At 64.2% G+C, this 14,878-nt stretch carries 14 protein-coding genes; 6 read left to right on the top strand and 8 right to left on the bottom strand.

Features of this window, described 5'->3' with window-relative positions; genetic code table 11:
- Positions 1-37 precede the first annotated feature (37 nt).
- Positions 38-853 (top strand): metallophosphoesterase family protein, encoded by an 816-nt coding sequence (locus MVC20_RS02860; RefSeq protein WP_297538249.1) that lies wholly within the window; start codon positions 38-40, stop codon positions 851-853.
- Here the strand turns inward: MVC20_RS02860 and MVC20_RS02855 are convergent.
- The 3 genes from MVC20_RS02855 to MVC20_RS02845 are packed head-to-tail and all read right to left on the bottom strand — an operon-like array spanning position 790 to position 3,492.
- Positions 790-1,761, bottom strand: coding sequence for a site-specific tyrosine recombinase XerD (locus MVC20_RS02855; RefSeq protein WP_297538247.1), 972 nt, complete (start codon positions 1,759-1,761; stop codon positions 790-792). The genes MVC20_RS02860 and MVC20_RS02855 overlap by 64 nt on opposite strands.
- Positions 1,758-3,290 (bottom strand): hypothetical protein, encoded by a 1,533-nt coding sequence (locus MVC20_RS02850; RefSeq protein ID WP_297538245.1) that lies wholly within the window; start codon positions 3,288-3,290, stop codon positions 1,758-1,760. The genes MVC20_RS02855 and MVC20_RS02850 overlap by 4 nt, the downstream gene beginning before the upstream one ends.
- Positions 3,277-3,492, bottom strand: coding sequence for a hypothetical protein (locus MVC20_RS02845; RefSeq protein ID WP_297538330.1), 216 nt, complete (start codon positions 3,490-3,492; stop codon positions 3,277-3,279). The genes MVC20_RS02850 and MVC20_RS02845 overlap by 14 nt, the downstream gene beginning before the upstream one ends.
- A 24-nt stretch (positions 3,493-3,516) precedes the next feature.
- On the opposite strand from MVC20_RS02845, the gene MVC20_RS02840 reads away from it, so the two are divergent.
- Together MVC20_RS02840 and aroB are read left to right on the top strand one after the other, a co-directional pair.
- Positions 3,517-4,098, top strand: a complete 582-nt coding sequence (locus MVC20_RS02840) for a shikimate kinase (RefSeq protein WP_297538243.1) — start codon at positions 3,517-3,519, stop codon at positions 4,096-4,098.
- On the top strand, positions 4,095-5,213 hold the full coding sequence (aroB, locus tag MVC20_RS02835) for a 3-dehydroquinate synthase (RefSeq protein WP_297538241.1): 1,119 nt from the start codon (positions 4,095-4,097) through the stop codon (positions 5,211-5,213). The genes MVC20_RS02840 and aroB overlap by 4 nt, the downstream gene beginning before the upstream one ends.
- A 61-nt stretch (positions 5,214-5,274) precedes the next feature.
- Here the strand turns inward: aroB and tyrS are convergent, their stop codons facing one another.
- On the bottom strand, positions 5,275-6,528 hold the full coding sequence (tyrS, locus tag MVC20_RS02830; RefSeq protein WP_037271410.1) for a tyrosine--tRNA ligase: 1,254 nt from the start codon (positions 6,526-6,528) through the stop codon (positions 5,275-5,277).
- A 63-nt stretch (positions 6,529-6,591) separates the two neighbouring features.
- Between tyrS and MVC20_RS02825 the strand changes: the two genes are divergently transcribed.
- Genes MVC20_RS02825 through MVC20_RS02815 form a run of 3 tightly spaced genes read left to right on the top strand, consistent with a single transcriptional unit; the run spans position 6,592 to position 9,583 of the window.
- Positions 6,592-7,692 carry an anhydro-N-acetylmuramic acid kinase gene (locus MVC20_RS02825; protein ID WP_297538239.1) on the top strand — a complete coding sequence of 367 codons (1,101 nt, stop codon included), beginning with the start codon at positions 6,592-6,594 and terminating at the stop codon, positions 7,690-7,692.
- Entirely contained in the window at positions 7,692-8,444 is a 753-nt protein-coding gene (locus tag MVC20_RS02820) for an Asp/Glu racemase (protein WP_297538237.1), read from the top strand. The genes MVC20_RS02825 and MVC20_RS02820 overlap by 1 nt, the downstream gene beginning before the upstream one ends.
- A complete protein-coding gene (locus MVC20_RS02815) occupies positions 8,441-9,583 on the top strand; it encodes an aminotransferase class I/II-fold pyridoxal phosphate-dependent enzyme (protein ID WP_297538234.1) in 1,143 nt (380 codons plus the stop codon). The genes MVC20_RS02820 and MVC20_RS02815 overlap by 4 nt, the downstream gene beginning before the upstream one ends.
- A 127-nt stretch (positions 9,584-9,710) precedes the next feature.
- On the opposite strand, the gene MVC20_RS02810 is transcribed toward MVC20_RS02815, so the two are convergent.
- From MVC20_RS02810 to MVC20_RS02795, 4 genes are read right to left on the bottom strand one after another with little or no spacing between them, the layout of a single operon-like run.
- A complete protein-coding gene (locus tag MVC20_RS02810) occupies positions 9,711-10,271 on the bottom strand; it encodes a sarcosine oxidase subunit gamma (RefSeq protein WP_297538232.1) in 561 nt (186 codons plus the stop codon).
- Positions 10,264-13,218, bottom strand: coding sequence for a sarcosine oxidase subunit alpha family protein (locus tag MVC20_RS02805; protein WP_297538230.1), 2,955 nt, complete (start codon positions 13,216-13,218; stop codon positions 10,264-10,266). The genes MVC20_RS02810 and MVC20_RS02805 overlap by 8 nt, the downstream gene beginning before the upstream one ends.
- A complete protein-coding gene (locus MVC20_RS02800) occupies positions 13,215-13,502 on the bottom strand; it encodes a sarcosine oxidase subunit delta (protein WP_037271427.1) in 288 nt (95 codons plus the stop codon). Before MVC20_RS02800 ends, MVC20_RS02805 begins: the two co-directional genes overlap by 4 nt.
- A 13-nt stretch (positions 13,503-13,515) precedes the next feature.
- Complete coding sequence (locus tag MVC20_RS02795; protein WP_297538227.1) at positions 13,516-14,766, bottom strand: sarcosine oxidase subunit beta family protein; 1,251 nt, start codon at positions 14,764-14,766, stop codon at positions 13,516-13,518.
- Positions 14,767-14,878: the final 112 nt, after the last annotated feature.

The raw sequence follows: 14,878 nt of genomic DNA, 5'->3' as shown, positions 1-14,878 counted from the left end.
GGGGCGTGCGCCCCCTGCATTCAAGGGAGCATGGCCGATGCAAATCACAGATTTGGGCGCGTTGTCTGGGCCTGTGCTGATTTTTGGCGGGCCATATTCCAATTTGCAGGCGACGCAGGCGGTTCTGGCTTGGGCAACTGCCCATGAAATTCCCCCGGAACGTATGATCTGCACGGGCGATGTCGTGGCCTACTGCGCCGAGCCGGCCGAGACCGTAGCGTTGATCCGCGCCGCTGGTTGTGTCGTGCTTGCGGGAAATTGCGAGAAACAATTGGCGCGCAACGCGATGGATTGCGGATGTGGGTTTGATACGGGCACGACCTGCGACCTCTTGTCTGCCGGGTGGTACCGACACGCGGACCGTGCGGTTGGCGGAGAGGCGCGCCGCTGGATGGGGGCGCTGCCGGATCTCATCCTCTTCACCCATGCCGGTCGACGCGCGGCGGTGATCCATGGTGGCCTGACGGACATCAGCCGCTTTCTATGGTCAGTATCCAGTGATGAGGTGTTTTTGGATGAAATCGAACGGATTCAGGAGGTTGCAGGCCATATTGATCTGGTTTTCGCGGGTCACTCCGGATTGATGTTTCAGCGGCGCATCGGCACGGTGGAGTGGATAAATGCCGGGGCAATCGGCATGCCGCCGCATGATGGTCGGGTTGAGACCGGCTTTGCGGTATTGGATGAGCGGGTCAGCTTTCACCGCCTCAGCTATGATCATCGTGGCGCGGAGGCAGCAATGCGGGCGGCGGGGCTGGTGCAGGGTTATGATGTGGCGTTGACGACCGGCTATTGGCCCTCAGAAGAGGTTTTGCCCCCGGTCTTGCGCCGGGCGGCCTGCGCCAACGGGTGATGCTCTTGCACCAGTGCTTGGAGTCGGGCCTCAAGCACATGGGTATAAATCTCGGTTGTGGCGACATCGGCATGGCCAAGCAGGGTCTGGATCACTCTCAGGTCGGCACCGTTGGCCAAAAGATGCGTGGCAAAGGCATGGCGCAGGGTATGCGGCGTCACCTTGTCTGGATCGACATGAGCTTTGACAGATATTTCCTTGATAAGGTTATAAAACCTGTGACGCGTCAGGTGCCCAGTCGCCCCACCTGATGCGAAAAGATAGGGCGCGGGTTGCAGGCCTTTGGCGCGGCGCGTGCTCTCTTCGGCTTCGCGAATCGCAAGCCAGTTTGCCAGGGCCGCGCGCGCGGGCGGCGAGAGGGGCACCATACGTTCCTTGCCCCCCTTGCCGCGGACCAAGATCATGCGCGGATCGCCCCGCGCGGCGGCAAGGGGCAGTGACACCAGTTCGCTCACGCGCATGCCGGTAGCATAGAGCAGGGCGATCAGGCAGGCATTGCGGCAGCGTTCGGAGGCGGTGCGCCCGTGGGCCGGGGCACTGTCCAGCAGGCGGTTGACCTCGTCTTCGCTCAGAGTCTTCGGCAGGCGCTGCGCCTTGCCGGGCCCCTTGATGCGTATGGCGGGGTTATCCGCGCGCAACCGCTCGTCAAAGGCAAATCGGTAGAGCTGGCGGATTGCGGAGAGCCTGCGCGCCCGCGTGGCCCTTGCCAGGCCCTGCGCGTCGCAATGGATCAAATAGCGATCAATATCCGCCTGGGACAGCGTTTCCAACGAAAGCTGTTGATTTGAAACCCAATCAACAAAGTCATTAAGATCCCGCGCATAGGCCAGAAGGGTGTTTCTTGCGGCTCCGACTTCGGCAGCTTGCGCCTCGAGAAAGAGATTGACCCAACGTGCCGCGGCGTTCACCCGCGTGACCCCAGCAGGAGGAGTTGCAGGGCGGCGCGGCGCGCTGTGTCCTCTAGGCCCAGAGCCCGCAGTGTGGCAATCGCGCCCGGCAGGGCATCGCGGGCACGGTCGCTGTGACCGATCTGTCGGGCGGCGGCCAGAATCGCTTCGCCCAGCCGACCGGCATCAATCAACGCCTGATGCTCTGGCGGGGGCGTGACGCTGGCAAAACCCGCGGCGATGGCCCCTTGAAGCGCGGTGCGCGCGGTCTCGGCAGAGGGGGTTCCAAGCGCGGTTTCAATCAGGAAGCGTTGATCCGACGACGGTGACTCGACCCGAGCGGCAGCCGTTTCATACTGATCCGACAATAGCGTGATTTCAAAGACTTGCGACGCGATACTCGGCGGAATTTCCGCTTCGTTCAGGCGTTCTGCGAAAAGCTCTGCGAAGGTGACCTCTAGTCGTTGGTCCTGCGCGGCGCGCCAGGCCCTCGGTAGCGCCTGAACGAGATCTTCCGTGGCCCCTTCACTCAGCGCCAGATCAAGCGCCTGAACCGCAGCAACCCGATCCCACACCCCGCCCGAGGCCGCAGGGCGGCGATCCGTGTAGAGCCCCAAGAGGCGCGAGGCGGGAACGGCACCGGTGCGCGCGAGGCGCTCTGCTGCTTCGATTTCGGCCTTCCAGCCTGAATTGCCGCGCAGGTCGGCCATGGCGAAGGCGCGGGGCAGATTGTGGGTGGGCAAGGCGGTGCCGATGGCCTCAAACAGGCGGAACTGCAACGCGGTGAGGGATTGGGGCGGTTCTGGTGGCTCCGTTACGTCGATCAATTCGGGATCCAGGTAGAGCGCAAGAAGGGTGGCATCGGTCTCCGTCAGGGTGTCAAGGGCTGTGGCGCTGTGATAGGTCAGGGCCGCCGTGTTCCAGTCGCCGGTGCGCGCCGCGCAGTAAATCCGCGCGCCGATATCCGAGGTCAGGCGCGGTTTGCGACTGAGCATGGCGCAGGCCGGGTCCTCTTGTCCCAGCAAGAGTGACAGATCAAACCATTGGTCAAAAAGAGATTTTGTCATCGGGCCGGCGCGCTCGGCCATGGCTTGTGCGGGCTCGATTGCGCCAAAGTCACGCAGGGCCTTGAGGCGGGCTTGCAGAAAGGCGGCCTCTGATCCGGCGTCGAGGGGGGCATTCGCCTCGGCCAGCAGCAGAGTGTAATAGAGCGCCTGAATCGCGGGCAAAGGTTCCGATTCAAGCTGAGACAGAGCCCACAGGAGCCTAGAGTTTGTGCTTTTTTCCCAGAGGGTTACAGGCAATCCCGTGGTGGTTCTGGGAAGCAGGCCAACCGCATCGGCGCGCGGCGCATCAAGTGCGGTGACGGTGACGTTCGGCACGGTCACCGTATCGGCAGCGGGGGGTTCGGTAAGCGAGGCGCGTGGCACGGTGGTGACAGCGGCGGTGCTGGCCTGATCCAGCCAGTCGATGGCCGAGAGAGGCTGCTGCGCGAGGGCGGCACCCGTTGAGGTCAAACCCAGAAAAACTGCTGCACTAATCCGTATCAAGAATGATGTCCTGCCGAATCTCGATCTGATCAGGCGAGAAGTCCGCGCCAAAAAACGGCCCGATATAGGCATAGGCAACCAAAGCGATAAATCCAAGAATTGCCAGATAAATCAGCCATTTGATCAATCTTAGCATGTCATCCCCTGCCTCTTTTGCCTGTTCTTTTTCCCAAGTTATAACTGGCCTTTTGCGCAAGATCACGTCATTGAGTGAAAAACTTTGTGAATGGGCAAGGGAGCGCCGAAAGTGTCGGCCAAGGGGCACTGGAAATTGGGCAAGACGGTCGTGCTGGTGGGCATGATGGGGGCAGGCAAGACGGCGGTGGGCAAGGCACTGGCGGCGCGTCTTGGCGTGCCGTTTCTTGATTCGGATGCCGAGATCGAGAAGGCCGCAAACATGGCAATTTCCGAGATATTTCAAAGGGATGGAGAGACATTCTTTCGTGCGCGAGAAACCGAGGTGATTGACAGGCTGCTCGATGGGCCGAAGGCGATCCTGTCCACCGGGGGTGGCGCGTTTCTGGCCGAGCGCAACCGCGAACTGGTGGCGCGCAAGGGCGTTTCGGTCTGGCTCGATGCGGACTTGCCGCTTTTGTGGTCGCGGGTAAAAGGAAAGAATACCAGACCCTTACTGCGCACAGCTCATCCATTCGAGACGCTGACACAGATCTACAATGCCCGCGTGCCGATCTATCAGTTGGCCGAGATACGGGTGCAGGCGCGACCGGAATACAGCGTCGAGGCGATGGCCGAGCAAGTTCTTAACGCGCTCAGCGCTCGCAAGGACATATTGGAGTGGGTGAAATGACCGAGATCGTGCATGTGGGCCTGCCGGGGCGGGAGTATGACATCCACATCGGACCGGGACTGTTGGGACAGGCCGGGGCGTTGATCGGGCCGCTCTTGCGGCGTCCGTGCGTGGCGATCGTGACCGATGCCACGGTTGGGCCATTGCATCTGGAAACGCTCTGCAAAGGATTGGAAATTCAGGGGATTTCGTCGGTTTCCTTGACCCTTCCGGCGGGAGAGGCGACCAAATCCTGGCCGCATTTCGAGCGGGTGGTCGAATGGTTGCTGGAGGAAAAGATCGAGCGCAATGACGTGGTGATTGCCTTTGGCGGCGGCGTGATCGGCGATCTGGTGGGCTTTGCGGCGGCAGTGCTGCGGCGGGGCGTGCGGTTTGTTCAGGTTCCCACGAGTTTGCTCGCGCAAGTGGACAGTTCGGTGGGGGGCAAGACCGGGATCAATGCACCCCAAGGCAAGAACCTGATCGGAGCGTTCCATCAACCGAGCCTGGTTCTGGCTGATACCGAGGTCCTGGGCACGCTGACAGAGCGGGACTACCTTGCGGGATACGGTGAGGTCGCCAAATACGGATTGCTTGGGGATAGTGAATTTTTTCAATGGCTTGAGGTCAATGCTTCACGTGCGGCAAGCGGTGATATGGCGGCGCGTATCCATCTGGTCAAACGCTCGGTCGAGATGAAGGCCGAGATCGTGACCCGCGACGAGACCGAGCAGGGCGACAGGGCGTTGCTCAATCTGGGGCATACATTTTGTCATGCACTGGAGTCGGCCACACACTATGATGGGTCGCGGCTCTTGCATGGGGAAGGGGTGGCGATTGGCTGTGCGCTCGCGTTCGAGGTGTCGGCGCGGTTGGGGCTGTGCTCGCAAGAGGACCCAAGCCGGGTGCGGGCGCATTTTCGCGACATGAAGATGAAGGTTGATCTATCTGATATATCAGGAGATTTGCCGGATGCCGATGGGCTGATCGCGCTCATGGGGCAGGATAAAAAGGTCGTCGATGGCAAGCTGCGCTTTATTCTTGCGCGCGGTATCGGCGAGGCGTTCATCACCTCGGATGTGCCGCCGGAAGCGGTGCGTGACGTGCTGAAAGAGGCGCTGCGCGGGCGGGGGTGAACCTTACAGACCTTACAAATCGGAGGCCGATTTTGTAAGGTCCGGTGTCAGGATTTGCCGCTCAATCGGACAGCTTGACGAGGGCGTGCCGCTTCTTGCCCGCCGACAGCTTGATCGGTGATTGGAGGGCGGCGGCGTCGATCATCAGGCCTGCGTCGGTTAACGGTTCGTCATCCAGACGCGCGCCGTTTTCAGTGATGAGGCGTTTGGCCTCTTTGCCGGATTTGGCGAGTCCGGCGCGCACGATGAGTTGCACGATGGAAATTCCCTCGGACACTTCCTCGGCTGTCACCTCGACGGTGGGGAGATCATCACCCACGCCACCCCGCTCGAACACTTCGCGGGCGGTCGCCTCGGCGGCGGCTGCTGCCTCGGCCCCGTGCAGGAGGGTCGTGACCTCATTGGCGAGAATGATCTTGGCGGCATTGATCTCGGAGCCTTCCAGGGCGCCAAGGCGCTCGCATTCCTCGATCGGCAGTTCGGTGTAGAGTTTGAGGAAGCGTCCGGTATCGGCGTCGGTGGTGTTGCGCCAGAACTGCCAGAATTCATAGGGGCTGAGCATGTCGGCCGAAAGCCAGACCGCGCCGCCCGCCGATTTGCCCATCTTGCGCCCGTCCGAGGTGGTCAGCAGCGGCGAGGTGAGGCCAAAGACCTCGTGGTCGATCACGCGGCGGGTGAGGTCGATGCCGTTGATGATATTGCCCCATTGATCCGAGCCGCCCATCTGCAGGACGCAGCCATGACGGCGGTTCAGTTCAAGGAAATCATAGGCTTGCAGGATCATGTAGTTGAATTCGAGGAACGACAGCGATTGCTCGCGGTCGAGGCGCGATTTCACCGATTCAAAGCTGAGCATCCGGTTCACCGAGAAATGCCGCCCGATGTCGCGCAGGAATTCGAGGTAGTTCAGCCCGTCGAGCCATTCGGCGTTGTTGAGCATCATGGCATCCTGCGGCCCGTCGCCATAGGCGAGGTAGCGGGCAAAGACGCGGTTCATGCCGGCGATATTTTCGTCGATCTGCGCAGGTGAGAGCAGCGGACGTTCATCCGAGCGGAACGAAGGATCGCCCACCTTGGTGGTGCCGCCGCCCATGAGCGTGATGGGGCGGTGCCCGGTCTTTTGCAGCCAGCGCAGCATCATGATGTTGAGCAGGTGCCCGACATGCAGAGATTTTGCCGTGGCGTCGTAGCCGATATAGGCGGTGACGGTTCCAGCCTGCAGCGCCTCGTCCAGACCCTGATAATCGGTGCAGTCGGCGAGATAGCCGCGCGACGTCATCACGTTCAGGAAATCGGATTTGGGGCGATAGGTCATAATGCTTGTCCCGGCTTGGTTTGCGCGGCATGTATATGCAGTCGGTGGGCAAAGGAAAAGGCCATGTTGAAGGCGGAGCGCCTCTGGGCGTTGGGGGCGATGTCGGGCACCTCGTTGGATGGGGTGGATGCGGCCATGGTCGAGACCGATGGCGAGACGATTTTTGCCTTTGGGCCAACCGCTTATCGTGGATATTCCGCCGAGGAGCAGGCGGTTTTGTCCGCCGCCCTGGGGAAGTGGCCGGGCGAAGATCTGGAAGAGGCGCAAGCGCTGGTTGAACGCGCGCATCTGGAGGTCCTGAGCCAGTTCGAGGGCGCGGCGCTGGTGGGGTTTCACGGGCAGACGCTGGCGCATGAGCCGCGCGGGCGGGGCACGCATCAGTTGGGCGATGGCGCGCGTTTGGCCGAGGGTCTGGGCCTGCCGGTGGTCTGGGATTTTCGCAGCGCGGATATTCGGCTGGGGGGCGAGGGCGCGCCCCTGGCCCCGTTCTTTCATTTCGCCTGTGCCAAGTGGATCGGGGCTGAGGAGCCGCTGGCGTTTCTGAACCTTGGCGGGGTCGGGAATATCACCTGGCTTGATCCGAGGTTTGCGCGGCCAGAGGAGCCGGGGGCCATTCTGGCCTTTGATACCGGCCCGGCCAATGCGCCGATCAACGATCTCATGCTGGCGCGGCGCGGAGAGGCGTTTGACCGCGATGGCGCCTTGGCGCGACAGGGCGAGGTGGCGCAAGGGGCGTTGGAGCTGTTCCTGGATGAGCCCTACTTCCTGCGGATGCCGCCCAAGTCGCTGGATCGGGACACATTCGCCGACATGATCGGATTGGTGGGCGAGTTGGGCGATGCGGATGCGGTGGCGACGCTGACCGGCATGGCGGCGGCGGCGATCCTGCGCGGGATGGAGCATTGCCCGCGCCCGCCCGCGCGCTTGCTGGTGACGGGCGGCGGGCGGCATAACGCCGTGATGATGCAGATGCTGCGCGCGGCCCTCGATTGCCCGGTGGAGCCGGTCGAGGCGGTGGGGCTCGATGGGGATATGCTGGAGGCGCAGGCCTTTGCCTATCTGGCGGTGCGGGTGGCGCGGGGACTGCCTACGTCCTGCGCCAGCACCACGGGGGTGCGCGCCGCCGTGTCGGGCGGGACAATCAGCCGGGTGGAGGGGCGGTGATGGAGTATGATCTGGATGGTGGAGCGGGGTCTGGGCTGCGGCTTGGGATGATCGTGCTCAGCACCGATGAAACGGTGGAATACGAGGCGCGGATGGCGCTGGCGGGGCGGGATGTGAACCTGCTGCACGCGCGCATTCCGGCGCAGGCCGATGTGACGCCCGAGGATCTGGCGCGCATGGCGCCCGAGATGACGCGCACGGCGGCGCTCTTGCCGCGCGGGTTGCAGGCGGTGGCCTATGCCTGCACCTCGGGGGCGACGATCATCGGATCGGACGAGGTGGCGCGGCTGATCCATCTGGCGCATCCCGGCGTTCCGGTCACGAACCCGCTGAGCGCCGTGATCGCGGCGCTGCATCGGTTGCAGGTGCGGCGCATCGCGATGGTCACGCCCTATGTGCGCGAGGTGAGCGGGCCGATGGCGGCGGCGCTTGGCGCGGCGGGGATCGAAGTGATCCATGCGGTCAGTTTCGGGCAGAAAGAGGATTGGACCGTGGCGCGCATCACCGAGGCCAGCACGCGGCGGGCCATGCTGGAGGCGGGACGTGTGCCGGGGGTGGAGGCGGTTTTCGCCAGTTGCACCAATTTGCGCACCTTCGGCGTGATCGGGGCGGTGGAGGCGGAATTGGGCCTGCCGGTCGTCACCTCGAATCAGGCACTCTTGTGGGATATGCTGCGCCGGGCCGGGGCCGATGCGCGGGGATGGGGGCCGGGGCGGCTCTTTGCGATGGAACATGGAAAGATCGACGCATGAAGAATGAACCGCTGAAACCCGCAACGATTGCCGCGCAGGCGGCTGGGGCCAAGGACACGGCGACAGGCGGCGTGGTGCCGGGCATCTCGCTGGCCACGACCTATACGCGGGATGCAGACTATGCGCTGCTGCGGCCTGACAACATGTATGGGCGCGATCAGAACGACACGGTGAGGCAGGCCGAAGAGGTGATCCGGCAGTTGGAGGGGGCTGCGGCGACGCTGCTCTTTCCCAGCGGCATGGCGGCGGTGGCGGCGGTGTTTCGCGCGCTGCCCAGTGGTGCGCGGGTGGTGATGCAGACCGGCATTTACTGGGGCACGCTGAAATGGGTGCGGGCCTATTGTGTGCGCCGCGCGATCCTGCTGGACGAGATTGACGCGTCGGACCCGGCGGCCCTGGCGGCGGCGTGCCGGTCTTCGGCGGATATGGTCTGGATCGAGACACCGTCGAACCCGTGGCTGAAAACGGTCGAGATCGCCACAGCGGCGGGGATGGCGCATAAGGCGGGGGCCATTCTGGTGGTCGATGGCACGGCGGCGACGCCGGTGCTGACGCGGGCGCTGGATCTGGGCGCGGATATTGTCATGCATTCGGGCACCAAGGCGCTGAACGGGCATTCCGATGTGTTGGCGGGGGTGCTGTCCTGCCGCGAGCCGGGCAATCCCATGTGGCAGGAGATCGTGACCGACCGGCATGATGCGGGGGCGGTGATGGGGCCGTTCGAGGCGTGGCTCTTGATGCGGGGGATGCGCACGCTGCCGCTCAGGATGGAGCGGATGTGCGAGAATGCGCTGGCCGTGGCAAGGTATCTGGAGGGGCATTCGCAGGTCGAGACGGTGCTTTACCCCGGATTGGAGAGCCACGCGGGCCATGCCATTGCCACGCGGCAGATGTGCGGCGGCTATGGCTATCTGCTGTCGGCCGTGGTGGCAGGCGGGCGCGAGCGGGCGTTGCAGGTGGCGGGGCGGTTGCAGCTTTTCCATCGGGCGACGTCGCTGGGCGGGGTCGAGAGCCTGGTGGAGCATCGCCATACGATCGAGCCGCATACGGGCATCCCCGAGGGGCTGTTGCGGTTTTCGGTGGGGATCGAGGATGCGGGCGACCTGATCGCCGATCTGGCGCAGGCGCTGGATGGGTAGGGGAAGTCTCGGGGCTTTTTGAGGTCCCGGGGCAGGCCCGGCATGGTTGCGGATGGGGAGCGCCCCGGCCTTGAGCCGGGGCCTTTTTTTGGGAATGGTGAGGTCCCGGGGCAAGCCCGGGACGGGGCTAGTGCGCCGAGCGGATCGCGGTCAGGAGCGCGTGATGCAGCGAGCCGGCTGACGAGCGCGGACCGATCACCGAGATATGGCGCGGGCTGTGGCAGAGCAGAAAGCATCCCATATGTTCGACCGCTGCGCGCTGCGCCTCGCCGCCTGCGAAGGCGCGGGTATTGGCGTTTGTGAGGCGTTCCAAGACATCGGCCAATCCGTCCCCCGTCAGATCAAAGCGGCACCAGGCGCCGGTCTGGTCGGTGACGCTGGCGGAGCCTTTGGCCTCTGCCGTGATCCGCTCTGCCAGATCTTCGTGGCTGTCAATCGGCGCGTCCAGCATCCATTGATCCGGTCCCATCCAGAAGGCGGTAAGGGTATCGCCCGCCATGCGGGCAGGGCCGGGGGCCGGGGCGCCGATCAGGGCGGTCACAAGGGCCGTGGCCTGCGCCTCGTGCCCGAGGCGGGCAGCGACGGAGGCCAGCGCGCGGTCGGTGACTTCGGTCAGGGTCACGGGACCGTGGTTGTCGATGCGGGGACGGGTGGCCCCGAGCGGGCTGATGGCGATGAGATCATGCACGGAGGCGCTCTCCTTCTGGATCGACGAAATGGGCGCTGACGACTTCGACTTCGTGGTCAAAGCCGGTCAGGGGCGAGACAAGGCGCAGGATTTCGCCCATGCGGGTATCGCCCGATTTGAGGAAGGCCAGCGCAATGGAATGCCCCAGGTTGGGCGAGTAGCAGGCAGAGGTCACATAGCCCTGATCATGGGCGGCATCGACCGGGCTGCCCTTGGTCATCAGGTGCGCGCCGGCGGGCACGGGTTTGGAGCGATCCACAGGGCGCAGGCCGACGAGGCGCAGCGCGTCCGGCGCATTGAGACCCTCACGGCGGGAGAGCACGGCACCGATCGAGTCCTTGTTGGTCGAGACCATCTTGCCCATTCCGAGATTGAGGGCGGTGGTGGTGCCGTTCAGCTCGTTGCCGGCCGCGTGGCCCTTTTCGATACGCATGACGCCGAGCGCCTCGGTGCCGTAGGCGACCACGTCGAATTCGCGCCCCGCCTCCATCAGGCGGCGGATCATGGCATCGCCATAGCGCGTGGGCACGGCGATTTCATAGGCCAGTTCGCCCGAGAAGGAGATGCGGAAGAGCCGCGCGCGCAGGCCGCCGCAAACCGTGATCTCGCCGCAGGCCATGAAGGGGAAGCCCTCGTTGGAGATGTCGAACTTGGGGTCGACCACCTTTTGCAGCAGTTTGCGGGCGTTGGGGCCAGCCACGGAAAACTGCGCCCAGGCCTCGGTCGTGGAGATGAGTTGCACATCCATGTCCGGGCAGAGGCACTGGCGCACGAATTCCATGTGGCGATAGACCGTGACCGCGTTGGCGGTGGTGGTCGTGACCACGAAATGATCCTCGGCCAGGCGTGCGGCGGTGCCGTCATCCATGGCAATGCCGTCCTCGCGCAGCATGAGGCCATAGCGGGTGCGCCCGACGGGCAGCTTGGCGAAGGCGTTGCAATAGATCTTGTTGAGGAAGGCGGCGGCATCCGCCCCCTGCACGTCGATCTTGCCCAGGGTCGTCACATCGCAGATGCCGACGGAAGCGCGGGTTTGCAGGACTTCGCGGTCCACGCTCTGCCGCCAGTGGGTTTCGCCGGGGCGCGGGAACCATTGGGCGCGCAGCCACATGCCCACCTCGACAAAGACCGCGCCCTGTTCCTCGGCCCAGAAATGGCTCGGGGTCTTGCGGGTGGGGCGGAAATCCTTGCCGCGCGCGCGGCCCGCAAAGGCCCCGATGGCGGTGGGGGTATAGGGCGGGCGGAACATGGTGGTGCCCACCTCGGGGATGGATTTGCCCGCCACCTCGGCCATGATCGCGAGACCGGCGGTGTTCGAGGTCTTGCCCTGATCGGTGGCCATGCCAAGCGTGGTATAGCGCTTGAGATGCTCGACGGAGACGAAATTCTCCTGATGTGCCAGTTTCACATCCTTGGCGGTCACGTCGTTCTGTTGGTCGACCCAGGCGCGCTTGGCCCCTTTGACATGCCAGAACGGGGTGATGGCGAGCGGCGTATCCTCGGCCTGCGGCAGGTCGGGGCGGGTGGCGCTGTGGCCAAGCTCTGTGGCGATCCGGGCCGCGATGTCGGCCCCGGAGGTGAGGGCGGCATGGGTCGAGAAGAGACCGTTGGCCGCCCCTGCGACCACCATGCCCTCGGGCAGGGTGCCGCCGGGGACGAAGGCGTGAATATCGGCGTTCCATGTGGGGCGGCCACGCTGATGGCAGGTGAGGCTGACGTTGGGGTTCCAGCCGCCCGAGACGCCGAGCGCGCCGCAGCGGATCGTGCGGCGGCTGCCGCGTGCATCCGTCACCTCGATCCGTGACAGGCCAAGGCGGCCCGAGGTGTTTGTGACGGTGCCGCCCGCGATCACCTCGTACCCGTTGCCCTTGGGGGCCTGCGCGCGCGTGTCGATCACGGCGGCGACGGTGACACCCTTGGCGCGCAAGTCCTGTGCGGTGCGGTGGCCGTCGTCGTTGTTGGTAAAGACGGCGATTTCCGGTGCCGGGGTGGCGGCCCAGCGGTTGGCATAGGCGCGCAGCGAGCCTGCCAGCATGATGCCGGGGCGGTCGTTGTTCTCGAACACGATGGGGCGTTCGGTGGCCCCGGCGGCAAGGATGGCGCGGCGCGAATAGATGCGCCACAGGATCTGGCGCGGCTTGCCCTCGGGGGGGACGGGCAGGTGATCGCTCACGCGTTCGAGCGCGCCGTAGATGCCGTGATCGAAAGCCCCGAGCACGGTGGTGCGGGTCATGAGGCGGACATTGGGCAGGGCGGCCAGACGCTCGGTGGCCTCGGCGGCCCAATCGGCGCCAGATTGTTGGCCAAGTCCATAGGTTTCGATGTTGAGGCGGCCACCGGGCAGGGAATCTTCATCCGCGAGGATGACGTTGAGACCGGATTCGCCCGCGGTCAGCGCCGCCGCCAGACCGGCGGGACCAGCACCGATGATCAGCAGGTCGCAGTGCAGATAGCCCTTGTCGTAGCTGTCGGGGTCGGCTTGCAGGCTGAGCGAGCCGAGGCCCGCGGCACGGCGGATGATCGGCTCGTAGAGTTTTTCCCAGAAGGCCGCGGGCCACATGAAGGTTTTGTAGTAGAACCCGGCGGCAAAGAAATTCGACAGGCGGTCGTTGATCGCGAGCGCATCAAAGGCAAGCGAGGGCCAGCGGTTCTGCGACTGCGCGGTGAGGCCGTCGAAAAGCTCGGCGGTGGTGGCGCGGGTGTTGGGTTCGCGCCGCGCGCCGTCGCGCAATTCGACAATGGCGTTGGGTTCTTCGGAGCCCGCCGAAAGGGGGCCGCGCGGGCGGTGGTATTTGAACGAGCGGCCCATCAGGCGCACGCCATTGGCCAGCAGCGCCGAGGCGAGGGTATCGCCGGGATGGCCCTTCATCCATTTGTCGTCGAAGCGGAAGGAAATGGTGCGGCTGCGGTCGATCAACCCGCCAGCGAGGCGATTAACTTGGGTCATTTGGAGCGTCCTTCGCGGCGGGCCACGTCACGGGCCAATTCCACCGAAGTGATTTCATGGGTGAGTGTGTTGCGGGTGACGACAAGCCAGCTTCGGTCGCCCTGTTCGTGGAACCATAGTTCCCGATGGGCACCGGCGGGGTTGTCGCGCAGATAGCCGTAGTCGATGAACTGCTCCAACGCGTCGGGCGCGTCGGGGTCGGGCCGGTTGATGAGGGCGGCGTCGCCCTTGTAGACGAATTCGCTGGCGTCGCGGGGGCCAAGGAGGGGGTGATTGATCAGCATGGTGCGCGCTCCCTCAATGCAGGTTGGGCTGGTTGCCCATGCCCTTTTCGTCGATCATCAGCCCCTTGGCGAAGCGATCGAAACGATAGGCGGTGGCGGTGGGATGGGGGGTGTCGGTGGCCAGCAGATGCGCGTAGACAAAGCCTGACGCGGGCGTGGCCTTGAACCCGCCATAGCACCAGCCGCCGTTGAAATAGAGGCCGCCGATATGGGTGCGGTCGATGATGGGCGAGCCGTCCATGCTCATGTCCATGATGCCGCCCCACATGCGCAGGAGGCGCGCGCGCCCGATCATCGGGAAAATCGCCATGCCGCCTTCGCAGACATCCTCGACCACGGGCAGGTTGCCGCGTTGGGCGTAGGAATTGTAGCCGTCGATGTCACCGCCGAACACAAGCCCGCCCTTGTCGGACTGGCTGCAATAGAAATGACCGGCGCCAAAGGTGATGACACCCGGCAGGACGGGTTTGAGACCCTCGGACACGAAGGCCTGCAACACGTGGCTCTCGATCGGAAGGCGCATGCCCGCATGCGACATGAGCCGCGAGGACGAGCCTGCGACGCAGGCGCCGACCTTTTTCGCGCCGATGAAGCCGCGCGAGGTTTCGACCCCGAGGCATGTGCCGTTCTCGATGCGGAAGCCGGTGACTTCGCAATTCTGGATGATGTCGACGCCGCGCTGGTCGGCGGCGCGGGCATAGCCCCAGGCGACCGCATCATGGCGCACGGTGCCGCCGCGATGCTGGGCGAGGCCGCCCTTGATCGGGAAGCGCGCGTCATTCACGTTGAGAAACGGATAGCGCGCGACGATCTGCGCCGTGGTCATGAGTTCGGCATCCGCGCCGTTCAGCATCATCGCATTGCCGCGCCGGGTAAAGGCATCGCGCTGCGCGTCGGTGTGGATCAGGTTCAGAATCCCGCGCTGGCTGACCATGGCGTTGTAGTTGAGGTCCTGTTCGAGACCTTCCCAGAGCTTGAGCGAGAATTCATAGAAAGGCTCATTCCCGTCGAGCAGGTAGTTGGAGCGGATGATGGTGGTATTGCGCCCCACGTTGCCGCCGCCGATCCAGCCTTTTTCCAGCACGGCGATGCGCGCCTGCTTGAATTCCTTGGCCAGGTAATAGGCCGTGGCAAGGCCGTGCCCGCCGCCGCCGATGATGACGTAATCATAGGATGATTGCGGCGCGGCATCGCGCCATGCGGGGCCCCAGCCGCGGTGGCCGGTGAGGGCCTCTTTGATGACCTTGAATCCTGAATAGCGCATTGTATCCGACTCCTTTGCCCCAATTTCGGGGAAAAAGGGCGGCTATGGTATATCGAATTCGGTCAAAGCAGGTCTCAAATCGGACTCTGTGACAAAATGATTGAGCGCGCTG

The sequence above is a fragment of the Roseovarius sp. genome (assembly GCF_027019125.1).
Lineage (GTDB): Bacteria > Pseudomonadota > Alphaproteobacteria > Rhodobacterales > Rhodobacteraceae > Roseovarius.
The sequence above is the reverse complement of the archived record's forward strand: the minus strand, read 5'-3'. Positions and strand labels throughout refer to the sequence as shown.

Coding starts and splice junctions, on each gene's coding strand:
- MVC20_RS02860 (WP_297538249.1), top strand. CDS start 38: ATGCAAATCACAGATTTGGGCGCGTTGTCTGGGCCTGTGCTGATTTTT.
- MVC20_RS02840 (WP_297538243.1), top strand. CDS start 3,517: ATGGGCAAGGGAGCGCCGAAAGTGTCGGCCAAGGGGCACTGGAAATTG.
- aroB (WP_297538241.1), top strand. CDS start 4,095: ATGACCGAGATCGTGCATGTGGGCCTGCCGGGGCGGGAGTATGACATC.
- tyrS (WP_037271410.1), bottom strand. CDS start 6,528: ATGACCTATCGCCCCAAATCCGATTTCCTGAACGTGATGACGTCGCGC.
- MVC20_RS02825 (WP_297538239.1), top strand. CDS start 6,592: ATGTTGAAGGCGGAGCGCCTCTGGGCGTTGGGGGCGATGTCGGGCACC.
- MVC20_RS02820 (WP_297538237.1), top strand. CDS start 7,692: ATGGAGTATGATCTGGATGGTGGAGCGGGGTCTGGGCTGCGGCTTGGG.
- MVC20_RS02815 (WP_297538234.1), top strand. CDS start 8,441: ATGAAGAATGAACCGCTGAAACCCGCAACGATTGCCGCGCAGGCGGCT.
- MVC20_RS02805 (WP_297538230.1), bottom strand. CDS start 13,218: ATGACCCAAGTTAATCGCCTCGCTGGCGGGTTGATCGACCGCAGCCGC.
- MVC20_RS02800 (WP_037271427.1), bottom strand. CDS start 13,502: ATGCTGATCAATCACCCCCTCCTTGGCCCCCGCGACGCCAGCGAATTC.
- MVC20_RS02795 (WP_297538227.1), bottom strand. CDS start 14,766: ATGCGCTATTCAGGATTCAAGGTCATCAAAGAGGCCCTCACCGGCCAC.